The following is a 12,272-nucleotide window of genomic DNA, read 5'->3' on the forward strand; positions in this document are numbered from 1 at the left end:
CCGTTACTGAAAACTTATAAAAAGTTACAAACTTCTATGTTTCATTCCTACTTCAACGAGTATGCTTTTGATGATATAAATATCTATCTACTCACAAGTTCTTGTACTCTCCATAGGCGTAAATTCCGGACTAACGTATCCGTACATATTTGCATTAACGTTTCAGTGTCAGCTTGCAAATCGTTCTCCATAACCCTTAAGATTTATTGATGCCTGGAAATCTCTGTCAATTATATTCCCACACTCACATCTATATTCCCTGTCAGATAATTTCAAATCTTTTTTGATATTCCCACAACAGCTGCAAAGCTTTGATGATGGATAAAACCGATCAGCCACAATAAGCTGGATCCCAATAAGCTGGATCCCCTTATCACTGCATTTGTATTCAAGCTGTTTTCTAAACCAAAAAAATCCTTGTTCCTGAACTGCTTTGGATAAATGTCTATTTTTCATCATTCCGCTGACATTCAGATCTTCAATACAGATAAATCTTGGTTTTCGATTTACGATCTCAGATATGGTCTGATTCAAATAGTTTTTACGGATGTTTGTTAATCTGTGATTTCGTTTTAATAAAAGTTTTTCCTTTTTGATTACATTATTGGTTTTGCAGTAACTTTCCCCTTTCTTATTCTTCTCGTAAGAACGAGAGATACTACGCTGTAATCTGCGTTTCTGTTTTTCATTTTCCAGTTTCTTTACTTTCTGACTCTTATTAATGTTCTTATATTTAACAGCATCAGAGCAGACAGCCAAATCTTTGATTCCTAAGTCTATACCAACTCCATCATCATTAAGTGTTTCCTTGCAATCAGGAAATTCCACACATACACTGATCCACCAGTTCAATCCGTCAAAGGATATTCTCGGATTCATATATTTAACATCTGTTGGAATACGTCCATGTTCTGCAAGTCTTACCCAATTCATTTTCTGCTTATTTGCTTTCCTGCTAGAAGAAAAGCCTTCAAACTTAACGTGGGTATTACTGAATTGCATCTTAACATTATCCTGATAGAACTTCGGCATTGATCTCTTTTTAGACTTGAATCTTGGGAATTTTTGCAAACCCTTGAAAAAGTTCTTATACGCAGTACAGGCATCTTTGATTGCCTGTTTGGTTACATTATTTGAAATATTCAGCAGCCATGCGTATTCATCAGAATGTCTGAGCTTTGTAAATTCTTTTCTGAGTTCTGAATCTGAAATGAATTTGCCACCTTTTTCATAATTTTCTTTTTCCCTGGCCAAAGCCCAGTTATAAGCAAATCTTGAAGCACCTGCGTACTGAAACATCTTAGTTTTCTGTACGTTGTTTGGTATCAGCATTACTTTTATGGCTTTTACCATCTGTTTCCTCCTGTATCAATTCCCGGATAAGTTTCTTAGCTTTGTTCGCTTGTTTTCCTTGTAATTTGCAGCTGAATACTGTGATTATTTGAACCAGATCTTCAACAAGTCCGTTCAATAATATTCTAGTCTAATATCTTATAAAACTCAATATCTACTTATATGATTTTATAATTTATCTTTAACTGTTAATGACCCCTTTCTTAGTTACTGCGTAATAATTTTTTGGTAAGCTCGTCCATATTGTAAGAACGTTCTTCAAAATTACGGAATTTGGAAGGCTGCTGGGCAGAAGGTGTACGGTTTTGCCCCGAAGGAGTTTTCCTCCGGTCTTTTTCCTGCTCAAAGGCAGAATCAAGACGCTCAACATCTGCCAGTGTACGAACGTTGCCCGTCTTCCAGTTTTCGAGAATCTTGTCAGTATATTCAAAACTTGGCTGGTGGATCGCACTGATGGTGCGGTTGCATGCTTCCAGAATGAGATCCAGTTCGAAATTCCCATCCTCCAGCCATTTGCGGATATAATCCAGTTCGGCAGATGCAGGTCCCCGCCCTTTGATGCCAAATGCATTCAGGATAGAATAGCAGGTTTTGTTGTAAAATGCAGAGGAATTACGTGCCTGATCGACGGTTGTAATATGTTCATCTGCCCATGAAAGTGCTACTTTCTGAATGTAATGCATGCTCTTATGTCCGTTCTCCACACAGTATTCGATCAGATACTCGATCAGGTCTGCGGAAAAACCAAGGGAATCATAAAAGTAGGTAATCGCATCAACATCGGTACGGGATAAGGTTTTGCCAAGATATTGTTCAGCAATAAAAAGAATCTGCTTTAATTCTCTTCTTGCAGCAAGGGAACGTCTTGATGCAGGAAGATTCTGACCGGCAGCTTTGTCTGAAACAGTGGTATTTCCATCAGACTGCGCGACCGGAGATTTTTCATGAACGGAAGCAGACTGTGCGGAAGGTGTATGGAAAGCCGCTTTGACAGGTGTCTGATGAGTTGGTGCTTTTCCGATACAGATTCCGGCGAGTTCATTTGTTTCGTCATATTCGAGAGAAAGAATTCCTTCTTTTTCCCAGTATTTGAGTGCGCGCAGGATATCGCCTTCGGTATTCTCCAGAAGGTCTGCCATCTGCGGGATATCCGGAAGCTGCTCCGGGATATTCTGATAACGGAGAAGAAGAAGATAGACTTTTACATATTCTCCGTTCGCAGATACCATATAATGATCGATAAAGTCATTCTCCACGATCGTTATGTTATTGTGGGAATGATTGCGCAAAATAAGTGCACTCATAATTTCCGCTTCCTTTCTTTTCTGACTTTGTTCATTATAACATCATCCCAGATTGTAAAAAAGAATTTTCTGACGGAAATTTTTGTTATTACAGATAAAATTTCGCAAATATTGGAGAAAATCAGGCTTTTAACAGGTCTTCTCCAATAGTCACAACATCTCCGGCACCCATTGTGATCAGAAGATCGCCAGGCTGGCAATGGGTGGTGACGAACTCTTCGATGGCTGCAAAGCTTGGAAGATAAGTTGCGTCACATCCATGTTCTTTGACTGCATCTGCAAGCTGTGCAGAAGAGATGCCTAAAGTATCTGTCTCACGTGCTGCATAGATGTCAGCAAGGATTACATGGTCTGCATGTGCGAGTGCTTCAGCAAATTCTGAGAATAATGCTTTTGTACGGGTATAAGTATGTGGCTGGAAAATACACCACAGCTTTTTATGTGGATAATGTGCAGCACTTTTCAGTGTTGCAGCAATCTCTGTCGGATGGTGTGCGTAATCATCAATGATGGTCACTCCGCCGACTTCACCTTTGTATTCAAAACGGCGGTCTGTTCCGTGGAAGGAAGCAAGACCTGTCTGGATCGTCTCCGCAGGAACACCAAGAATATCGGCAACTGCGATTGCCGCAAGTGCGTTATATACGTTGTGCTCACCGCCAACTGCAAGAGCGAGATGGGCAACATTCTGTCCGTCTTTTACGACATCGAAAGAGGCATTGCCCTGTTCGTTATAAGTAATATTGGCTGCACTGTAATCCAGGGAAGCTTCTTTGCCAAAAGTGATAACACGACAGGAAAGATCGGAGGTGATCTCTTCAATTTTATCAATATCTCCGTTGATGACGAGAGTTCCGTTTTCCGGAAGAAGCTTAGCAAAAAGGTGGAAAGAATTACGGATATCGTCCAGGTCTTTAAAAAAGTCCAGGTGATCCGCATCCACATTCAGAATAATACCGATTTTCGGGAAAAAGTGCAGGAAACTGTTGGTATATTCGCATGCTTCCGTAATAAAAAGGTCAGGTCCGCCGACACGGATATTGCCTTCGATCGCTTTCAGGATACCGCCGACAGAGATTGTCGGATCCAGGTCTGCTGCAAGAGCAATATGAGAAAGCATAGAGGTTGTGGTTGTCTTACCGTGTGTACCGGATATAGCAACCGGTGTCTTATAGTTAGTCATAAGCTGACCGAGTAATTCTGCTCTGGATAACATCGGAAGATTCTGACGCTTTGCTTCTGCAAATTCTTCGTTGTCTTCGTGGATCGCTGCGGTATAAACTACAAGGTCGATACCGTCTATAATATTGGAAGCTTTCTGACCGTAAAATACGGTTGCACCATTCTGAGACAGATGATCCGTAAGTGCCGATTCTTTGTTATCGGATCCGGATACTGTGAAGCCTTCTTCAAGAAGGATCTCAGCGAGTCCACTCATACTGATGCCGCCAATTCCGATGAAGTGGATATGGCAAGGCTGATTAAAATCAATTTTATACATAATGACACTTCCTGTTCTGTGAATTTGTTTCATAGTATTTGACTTACGTGCATAATTATAACATAGATAGGTCAAAAACCAAACCTTTTCTTTTTGTGATATTTCTATAAAAAAGATAGGTAAACAGAAATATTTTTGTAAAATATGTTCACTATATGTATGTAATATGTTATAATGAAAAAACCAGAATTACTGAGAAGGGGTGAAGACATGATAAAAAAGGAAATGATAGCAATGCTATTGGCAGGAGGACAGGGCAGCAGACTTGGCGTCCTGACTGCAAAAGTTGCTAAACCGGCTGTTGCATTTGGCGGCAAATACAGGATCATTGATTTTCCGCTGAGTAACTGTATCAACTCAGGAATCGATACAGTCGGTGTCCTGACCCAGTATCAACCACTCAGGCTTAATACACATATTGGAATTGGTATTCCGTGGGATCTGGACCGGAATATCGGAGGGGTGTCAATTCTTCCGCCGTATGAGAAGAGTACAAGCAGCGAATGGTATACAGGAACGGCGAATGCAATTTATCAGAATTTGGAGTATATGGAGACATTTAATCCGGATTATGTACTGATCTTATCAGGAGATCATATTTACAAGATGGATTACGAGGTCATGTTGGATTTTCACAAGGAGAATCATGCAGATGTGACGATCGCGGCAATGCCGGTTCCGATCGAAGAAGCAAGTCGTTTCGGAATCGTAATTACCGATGAAGACAAGAGAATCACCGAGTTTGAGGAGAAGCCGGCGAATCCGCGGAGCAATCTTGCGTCCATGGGAATTTATATTTTCAGCTGGCCGGTGCTCAAAGAGGCACTGATCAAGATGAAAGATCAGCCGGGATGTGATTTCGGAAAGCATATCATTCCGTATTGTCATGAAAAGAAGCAGAGACTGTTTGCATATGAATATAATGGTTACTGGAAGGATGTCGGTACATTGAGTTCTTACTGGGAAGCTAATATGGAACTGATCGACATTATTCCTGAATTTAATCTTTATGAGGAATTCTGGAAAATTTATACGAATAATTCAATTATACCGCCACAGTATATCTCAAAAGAAGCTGCGATCGACAGAAGCATCATTGGCGACGGAGCTGAGATATACGGCGAGATACATAACTGTGTGATCGGCGCAGGTGTTGTTGTTGGACAAGGCTGCGTGATCCGGGATTCGATCATTATGCAGGATGTTGCGATAGGAAATGACTGTGTGATCGACAAAGCGATCATTGCGGAGAATGTTAAGGTTGGAGATAATGTAACCCTTGGAATCGGCAATGAAGCACCGAACAAGCTCAGGTCTGATATCTACAATTCCGGACTGGTTACGATCGGTGAGAATTCTGTGATTCCGGCAGGAGTACAGATTGGAAAGAATACTGCGATCAGCGGTATTACCGTGAAGGAGGATTATGTACAGGGTGCTCTTGAAAGCGGCGGAGTATTGATAAAGGCGGGTGACAGATCATGAGAGCAGTTGGAATCATTTTAGCAGGCGGTAACAACAACAAGATGCGGGAGCTTACACAGAGGCGTGCAGTGGCAGCGATGCCGATTGCAGGAAGCTACCGGGCAATTGATTTTGCACTCAGCAATATGTCCAATTCGCACATCCAGAAGGTAGCAGTACTTACTCAGTATAATGCACGTTCACTGAATGAACATTTGAATTCTTCCAAGTGGTGGGATTTCGGACGTAAGCAGGGTGGTCTTTATGTATTTACACCGACGATCACCGCAGACAATGGCTACTGGTATCGTGGAACGGCAGATGCGATCTATCAGAACCTGGAGTTCCTGAAGAGGTGCCATGAACCTTATGTGATCATCACATCCGGTGATGCGGTTTACAAGATGGATTATAACAAAGTACTGGAATACCACATTGCCAAGAAAGCAGATATCACTGTGGTATGCCGGGATCTGGATCAGGGCGAGGATGCAACCCGTTTTGGCATCCTGAAGATGAATGAGAATATGCGGATCGAAGATTTTGAGGAAAAACCGATGGTGGCAAATTCCAACACGATTTCCACAGGAATCTATATCATCCGCAGACGTCAACTGATCGATCTGATCGAGCATTCAGCTGAGGAAGACAGATATGATTTTGTAACGGATATCCTGATCAGATACAAGAATCTGAAAAAGATATACGGTTATAAGATAAAAGACTACTGGAGCAATATTTCCACGGTCGATGCCTATTATAAGACAAACATGGATTTCCTCAAACCGGAAGTCCGGAACTATTTCTTTAAGCAGCTTCCAAGTATTTATTCCAAGGTGACAGACCTGCCTCCGGCAAAATATAATCCGGGTGCGGTCGTTAAGAACAGCCTTGTGGCAAGCGGAAGCATTATCAACGGAACCGTTGAGAATTCGGTTCTGTTTAAAAAAGTGTTTGTTGGAAATAATTGTGTGATCAAAAACTCAATTATTTTAAATGATGTGTATCTTGGGGACAATACTTACATTGAGAACTGTATTGTAGAGAGCAGGGATACGATCCGTGCCAATACACGGCATGTTGGTGAAGATGGCGTGAAAGTAGTAATAGAAAAGAACGAAAGGTACGCATTATAAAAACTGAGGGGGACTTGTAAGAGTCCGGATCAGAAGGCATGCCGGTCAAATAAAGGAAAAGGAGCGGACCGGTATGTGCGTTACTGGAGAAAGGGGCTAGAAAGTTATGCAGATTACAGATGTACGCGTGCGCAAAGTAGCAAAAGAAGGAAAATTAAAGGCAGTAGTATCAATTACAATGGACGAAGAATTTGTTGTTCACGATATTAAAGTCATTGAAGGGGAAAAAGGACTTTTCATTGCAATGCCGAGTAAGAGAGCACTGGATGGGGAATATCGTGATATTGCGCATCCAATCAATTCCGGTACAAGAGACAGAATCCAGAAGATCATTCTGGACAAGTATGCGGAAGTACTGGAAGAGACTGACGACGCGGAAACTGCAGAAATCTAAGTACAGAAAAATACTGAAAACAAAAATCCCGGAGACTGGAAGTAAAACCAGTTCTCCGGGATTTTTATATTTTGAGAAATGATATTTCTACGACGGTCAATCGCGCATAAACTGATCGATCACATAGAGAACTCCGTCATCATCATTTGATTTTGTGATAAAATCTGCTTTTTCACGGACCAGTGGCTGTGCATTTTCCATTGCCACTCCAAGACCTGCGGTTTCGATCATAGTCAGGTCGTTGTATCCGTCACCGCAGCAGATCATTTCATCAGCAGTCAGACCGATGCTGGTAAGAAGCTTCAGAAGAGAGGCGGCTTTGTCTACATTCTTTGGAACAATTTCGAGGAAAAATGGATCCGAACAGTAAACATCGATATAACCATGGAAATGAGCGGACATTTCCTCTTTAGCAGCAGCGATGCTGTCTGGTTCTCCGGTCAGGAGAAATTTATTGTTTGGAAATGTGGATACTTTCTCGCAGAAATTATCAATTTGTACAATTGGTAAATGGTTGATCCGGGATTCTAATTCGGAATATTTTGTCGGGGTAAATCCGGACAGAAGCTGTCCATCCTCATAAGCCAGAATATCAACCGGGTAGTTGGAAGCGATCCGGTAGATATCCGGGATCACGTCCTGCGGAAGTGTTTTGTTGTAAATAACCTGGCCGGTGCGGCAGTCAGTGATCCGTGCTCCGTTGAAGGATAGAATATAGCTTCCGTAACGTTCCAGATGGAGCTGCCTGGCAAGGGGAACCACGCCGTATGTAGGGCGACCGCTTGCAAGAACAACTTTTTTTCCGGCTTCCTGGATCTCGATCAGAGCCTTTAACGTTGGTGGAGTGATTTCTTTCCTGGAGTTGGTAAGTGTTCCGTCCAGGTCAAGAACAAGTATCTGATATTTCATGTCTTACCTCTCTTAAAACTTCATCTGTCTGAGTACATCAATGATCTCAGGAAATTCCATACCGTGGGAAGCTTTGACCAGAATGGTATCATCTTTTTTGACAACATTCCGGATTTTTCCCAGGAAGTCCTGTTTGGTTTTAAAGTAAAGTACGGCACTGCTCTTTGCATAGGCTTTTGCACCTTCATATGCGTGGTGGGAAAGTTCTCCGATACAGCAGATCACATCAATGCCGATCTCGGCAGCATGTGCGCCGGTATTGTAGTGAAGTTCATTCTCCTTATCACCAAGCTCATACATATCGCCCATTACAGCTACGGTTCTTCCTGTTGCGGTAGAAAGTACATCCAGAGAAGATTTCATGGAAACCGGATTAGCGTTGTAGCAATCATCGATGATCAAAAGAGATCCTGTGTCGATCAGATTGGTACGTCCGGCAATCGTCTTCAGGGAAGAGATCCCGGTCTGGATTTCCTCCAGAGTAAGTCCAAGCTTCATGCCGACACATGCTCCGGCGAGAGCATTATAAACCATGTGATTTCCAGGTACCGGGATATGTACGTTGATTTCACCAAGTGGAAGGTGGAGTACAGCGTCAGTTCCGCGAAGTCCCTGACTTACGATTCCGTCTGCATAGGCATCCAGCTGGTCTGAAAGACCGAAGAAAACAGGCTTTTTCCCTTGTACCTCTGCGACTGTGGAAAGTTTGTCGTCATCTCCGTTTAAGATGACAGAAGCATTTGGACGTAGATGATCAAAAACTTCGGTTTTGGCTTTTAAGATTCCGTCGCGGCTTCCGAGATTTTCCATGTGTGCAAGACCGATGTTGGTGATTACACAGATATCCGGCTGGCTGATGGATGCAAGTTCATGCATCTCTCCGAAATGGTCAATTCCCATCTCCAGGACAGCGACTTCATGTCCTTCGGTAAGATTGAAGATGGTAAGCGGAAGTCCGATTCCATTGTTAAAGTTTCCCTCTGTCTTAAGAACATTGTATTTCCGGGAAAGGACAGAGGCAATCGTCTCTTTGGTGCTGGTCTTGCCAACACTTCCGGTGATGCCGACAACCTTGATGTCAAGCTGCATGCGGTAAAACGCTGCGATATCACGAAGTGCTTTTTCGCAGGATTCTACATGAATGCAGGGACAGGTAAGGGAAGAAGGATCTTCTTCTGTAAGAGTAGCAAGTGCACCCTGTTCCATAACCTGTGGGATAAAGGTGTGGCCGTCTACACGGGCTCCTTTGAGTGGAACAAAAAGAAATCCCGGTGCTGCTTTCCGGCTGTCGATTGCAACGCCGGTAATCTCTTTTTCAAGAAAACTGCTGTCGCCATGGAAGGTTCCATGGCAGGCAGCGGTTATATTTTTTAATGTCATATTTTTCATCGGTAATACCTCTTTTCAAATTGTAACCTAGTCATCAGCACTCATGCGGTCAAGAAGCTGTTTCTTTACTTCATAAAGTCTTGGAGACAGATCGATATACATCTGGTGAGGATTGAAGAGTCGTTTGGATTCATCCCACAGGGTATCTTTTTCCTGACGGCAGTAAGCGGCAATCTCTTTGACAGACGGGGAAGTGTAGACACATTCACCGTTGATGAAGATTGGCTGCATCATTTCGCGGACGGTATAGGTTCCGGCTTTCATCTTTGTCTTTTTCCATGTCTCGCTTGGATCAAAGAGGAGAAGATCTTCCTCCGGATTGATTTCTTCGTCTACAAAGCAGATATAATCAGCTTTCATCTTGCCGGTTTCTTTTTCGTAAATACGGTAAACCGTCTTGTTGCCCGGATTGGTGATCTTTTCTGTGTTCTCAGAAAGTTTGATTTTAGGTTCGAACTCGCCATTCTTATTCTGGATGGCAGCGAGCTTATATACACCACCGAATGAAGGACAGTCTTTGGAGGTGATCAGATTGGTTCCGACCCCCCATGAATCGATCGCTGCGCCCTGCATCTTGAGGTCGTGGATCAGATATTCATCAAGGTCGTTGGATGCGCAGATCGTTGCTTCTTCAAAGCCGGCCGCATCCAGCATTTTACGTGCTTTTTTGGACAGGTAGGCAAGATCGCCGCTGTCAAGACGGATACCAAGCTTTCTCGGACTGATGCCGGCATCTTTCATCTCCTGGAAGACACGGATCGCATTCGGCACACCGGATTTTAAGGTGTCGTAAGTATCGACAAGAAGGGTACATCCTTCAGGATAAAGATCTGCATAGGCTTTAAATGCGGTATATTCATCCGGGAAACTCATGATCCAGCTGTGTGCATGGGTTCCCATAACCGGAACGTCAAAAAGCTTGCCGGTAAGTACGCAGGAGGTTCCCACGCAGCCGGCGATCACGGCAGCACGTGCGCCGTATAATCCGGCATCCGGTCCCTGGGCACGGCGAAGCCCGAATTCCATAACACCGGTATCACCGGCAGCGTATACGATACGGGAAGACTTGGTCGCAATCAGACACTGGTGGTTCAGAATGTTCAGGATTGCGGTTTCCACAAGCTGAGCTTCCATGATCGGGGCAACGACTTTGAGGATCGGCTCCTTTGGGAAGATCAGGCTTCCTTCCGGAATTGCGTAAATGCTTCCGGTAAAGTGATAGCCGCTCAGATACTGAAGAAAATCTTCAGAAAAAATGTGGAGACTGCGAAGGTAATCCACATCATCATAGCTGAAGTTCAGATTTTTCACGTACTCAATAACCTGTTCAAGTCCGGCTGCGATTGCATAACCGGAAGAAAATGGGTTGGAACGGTAAAATACATCAAAAATTACGGTAGGATTGTCCTGCTTATCGTAATAACCCTGCATCATAGTCAGTTCGTATAAGTCTGTAAGTAATGTTAAATTTTTAGAATGCATAATCGTACCTCTTTTCTGTTATAGGTTTAGATCAGACTGGCGTTTTTCTTAATTGTGTCCTGAATAAGATCATGACAATAGATTCCAAGATGTTTTCTTGTCTCTTTATCCAGTTCTTTTGGATAGATTGGTTTGCCGTATTCGATGACGACATGTACTTTTTTTACACGTGGGAAATGTGCTTCAAAAATGTCAGCAGTATTGTTCATGCTGATCGGAATGATCGCACACCCGGTCTTTTCGGCAATTTTAAGTGCACCGTCACGGAATGGAAGCATAGAAAGCTCTTCGCCATTGTTGCGGGTTCCTTCCGGGAAAATGCAGATGGAAATGCCATTTTTTACATAATCAATTGCCTGAAGGATCGTCTTCAGACCTTCTCTCATATTGTCTCTGTCAAGGAAGAGACAGTACAGATTCTTCATCCATGTGGAAAGAAGCGGAATCTTTTCCATTTCTTTTTTGGCAACATAACCGGTCAGACGCCTGCACCGGCTGTAAGTAAGGAGAATATCAAAATAACTGCGGTGGTTGCCGATAAAGAGTACCGGTTCATCCGGAACATTTTCTTCACCGATCACGGTTGTCGTGACACCGGTCATCTTAAGAATCACTTTAAAGCCCCACTGAACGATGCGCAGAGAACTGATATCTTTGGCTCTGCGATTGAATTTACCAATGATCCATTCCACCAGAAAAACCGGAATGGACAGGATCAGGTAAAGAATTAAAAAGACTGCGATACAGATAAATCGTATCATTACCCCAAAATCCTCTCTTTCATTGTATAAAGTAACATACTTTTCTTCGATTATACTATTCGAGGCATGAAAATACAAGGAAGATAATATGATAATAAAGAGACAAAAAAATGGAAAAGTTTGTGAATAATTATGAGAATAAAATGCCGTGTGACAGGGGTGATCTGGATGCTGATTTTCCTTGGCGGCTGCCAGGTCATGGAAAAAGAGGAAGCGGGTGGAAAAATGCTGGAATATTCCATTGTGGATGAGAAAAAAGTTCCGGCGGAAATGACCGAACGCATTGCCGGGATGGAAGAAACCCCATTTCAGATTATGTATGTGCAAGGAGACCGGCTGTATGTCGGACAGGGGTATGGGAGACAGGAAATGGAGGGATATGCGATCCGGGTTGATGGCTGTACGGAAGAAAAAGATGTGATCTGTGTACAGACAACACTTCTGGGACCGGGAAGTGACGAGACAGAAAAAGATGGGGAGGAGATGGGAAATATCTGTATGCGGGAAGATGGATTTTCCCAATACCCATATGTTGTCCTAGAAATGGCAAAAAGCGAAAAACCGGTGATATTTGAGTAG

Annotated in this window: 11 protein-coding genes and 1 pseudogene; 4 read left to right on the plus strand and 8 right to left on the minus strand. The window is 43.0% G+C overall.

Features of this window, described 5'->3' with window-relative positions; genetic code table 11:
• Positions 1 to 168: 168 nt before the first annotated feature.
• From PG418_RS09265 to murC, 4 genes and pseudogenes are all read right to left on the minus strand, one after another.
• Positions 169 to 1,353 carry an RNA-guided endonuclease InsQ/TnpB family protein gene (locus PG418_RS09265; protein WP_498837318.1) on the minus strand — a complete coding sequence of 395 codons (1,185 nt, stop codon included), beginning with the start codon at positions 1,351 to 1,353 and terminating at the stop codon, positions 169 to 171.
• Positions 1,301 to 1,462: pseudogene (locus PG418_RS09270) on the minus strand (IS607 family transposase); the annotation flags it as partial. The pseudogene PG418_RS09270 and the gene PG418_RS09265, both read right to left, overlap by 53 nt.
• Before the next feature lie 94 nt (positions 1,463 to 1,556).
• A complete protein-coding gene (locus tag PG418_RS09275) occupies positions 1,557 to 2,657 on the minus strand; it encodes a DnaD domain protein (RefSeq protein WP_055261721.1) in 1,101 nt (366 codons plus the stop codon).
• A gap of 121 nt (positions 2,658 to 2,778) precedes the next feature.
• Complete coding sequence (murC, locus tag PG418_RS09280; protein WP_117824497.1) at positions 2,779 to 4,158, minus strand: UDP-N-acetylmuramate--L-alanine ligase; 1,380 nt, start codon at positions 4,156 to 4,158, stop codon at positions 2,779 to 2,781.
• A gap of 210 nt (positions 4,159 to 4,368) precedes the next feature.
• On the opposite strand from murC, the gene PG418_RS09285 reads away from it, so the two are divergent.
• The 3 genes from PG418_RS09285 to spoVG all read left to right on the plus strand — a co-directional run bounded on the left by PG418_RS09285 (position 4,369) and on the right by spoVG (position 7,152).
• Positions 4,369 to 5,643, plus strand: coding sequence for a glucose-1-phosphate adenylyltransferase (locus PG418_RS09285; RefSeq protein WP_195255989.1), 1,275 nt, complete (start codon positions 4,369 to 4,371; stop codon positions 5,641 to 5,643).
• On the plus strand, positions 5,640 to 6,758 hold the full coding sequence (gene glgD / locus PG418_RS09290; protein ID WP_055249425.1) for a glucose-1-phosphate adenylyltransferase subunit GlgD: 1,119 nt from the start codon (positions 5,640 to 5,642) through the stop codon (positions 6,756 to 6,758). Before PG418_RS09285 ends, glgD begins: the two co-directional genes overlap by 4 nt.
• Before the next feature lie 106 nt (positions 6,759 to 6,864).
• Positions 6,865 to 7,152, plus strand: coding sequence for a septation regulator SpoVG (spoVG, locus tag PG418_RS09295; protein WP_008368997.1), 288 nt, complete (start codon positions 6,865 to 6,867; stop codon positions 7,150 to 7,152).
• 96 nt (positions 7,153 to 7,248) lie between these two features.
• Here spoVG and PG418_RS09300 read toward each other — a convergent pair whose 3' ends face one another.
• From PG418_RS09300 to PG418_RS09315, 4 genes are read right to left on the minus strand one after another with little or no spacing between them, the layout of a single operon-like run.
• Complete coding sequence (locus PG418_RS09300) at positions 7,249 to 8,061, minus strand: Cof-type HAD-IIB family hydrolase (RefSeq protein ID WP_055157909.1); 813 nt, start codon at positions 8,059 to 8,061, stop codon at positions 7,249 to 7,251.
• A gap of 12 nt (positions 8,062 to 8,073) precedes the next feature.
• Positions 8,074 to 9,450: a UDP-N-acetylmuramoyl-tripeptide--D-alanyl-D-alanine ligase gene (locus PG418_RS09305; RefSeq protein WP_498837319.1), complete on the minus strand. Its 1,377-nt coding sequence runs from the start codon at positions 9,448 to 9,450 to the stop codon at positions 8,074 to 8,076.
• 27 nt (positions 9,451 to 9,477) lie between these two features.
• Positions 9,478 to 10,932, minus strand: a complete 1,455-nt coding sequence (locus tag PG418_RS09310; protein ID WP_008368990.1) for a nicotinate phosphoribosyltransferase — start codon at positions 10,930 to 10,932, stop codon at positions 9,478 to 9,480.
• A 26-nt stretch (positions 10,933 to 10,958) separates the two neighbouring features.
• Entirely contained in the window at positions 10,959 to 11,693 is a 735-nt protein-coding gene (locus tag PG418_RS09315) for a lysophospholipid acyltransferase family protein (RefSeq protein WP_022221115.1), read from the minus strand.
• A 132-nt stretch (positions 11,694 to 11,825) separates the two neighbouring features.
• Here PG418_RS09315 and PG418_RS09320 point away from each other — a divergent pair, with 132 nt between their 5' ends.
• Positions 11,826 to 12,272, plus strand: coding sequence for a protease complex subunit PrcB family protein (locus PG418_RS09320; RefSeq protein ID WP_173690078.1), 447 nt, complete (start codon positions 11,826 to 11,828; stop codon positions 12,270 to 12,272).

This window comes from Bariatricus sp. TF06-38A (assembly GCF_027690675.1).
Classification (GTDB): domain Bacteria; phylum Bacillota; class Clostridia; order Lachnospirales; family Lachnospiraceae; genus Allocoprococcus; species Allocoprococcus comes.

What these genes read in the sequence shown, in the direction of transcription:
- PG418_RS09265 (WP_498837318.1), bottom strand. Translation starts at nt 1,353, where the DNA reads ATGGTAAAAGCCATAAAAGTAATGCTGATACCAAACAACGTACAGAAA.
- PG418_RS09275 (WP_055261721.1), bottom strand. Translation starts at nt 2,657, where the DNA reads ATGAGTGCACTTATTTTGCGCAATCATTCCCACAATAACATAACGATC.
- murC (WP_117824497.1), bottom strand. Translation starts at nt 4,158, where the DNA reads ATGTATAAAATTGATTTTAATCAGCCTTGCCATATCCACTTCATCGGA.
- PG418_RS09285 (WP_195255989.1), top strand. Translation starts at nt 4,369, where the DNA reads ATGATAAAAAAGGAAATGATAGCAATGCTATTGGCAGGAGGACAGGGC.
- glgD (WP_055249425.1), top strand. Translation starts at nt 5,640, where the DNA reads ATGAGAGCAGTTGGAATCATTTTAGCAGGCGGTAACAACAACAAGATG.
- spoVG (WP_008368997.1), top strand. Translation starts at nt 6,865, where the DNA reads ATGCAGATTACAGATGTACGCGTGCGCAAAGTAGCAAAAGAAGGAAAA.
- PG418_RS09300 (WP_055157909.1), bottom strand. Translation starts at nt 8,061, where the DNA reads ATGAAATATCAGATACTTGTTCTTGACCTGGACGGAACACTTACCAAC.
- PG418_RS09305 (WP_498837319.1), bottom strand. Translation starts at nt 9,450, where the DNA reads ATGAAAAATATGACATTAAAAAATATAACCGCTGCCTGCCATGGAACC.
- PG418_RS09310 (WP_008368990.1), bottom strand. Translation starts at nt 10,932, where the DNA reads ATGCATTCTAAAAATTTAACATTACTTACAGACTTATACGAACTGACT.
- PG418_RS09315 (WP_022221115.1), bottom strand. Translation starts at nt 11,693, where the DNA reads ATGATACGATTTATCTGTATCGCAGTCTTTTTAATTCTTTACCTGATC.
- PG418_RS09320 (WP_173690078.1), top strand. Translation starts at nt 11,826, where the DNA reads ATGAGAATAAAATGCCGTGTGACAGGGGTGATCTGGATGCTGATTTTC.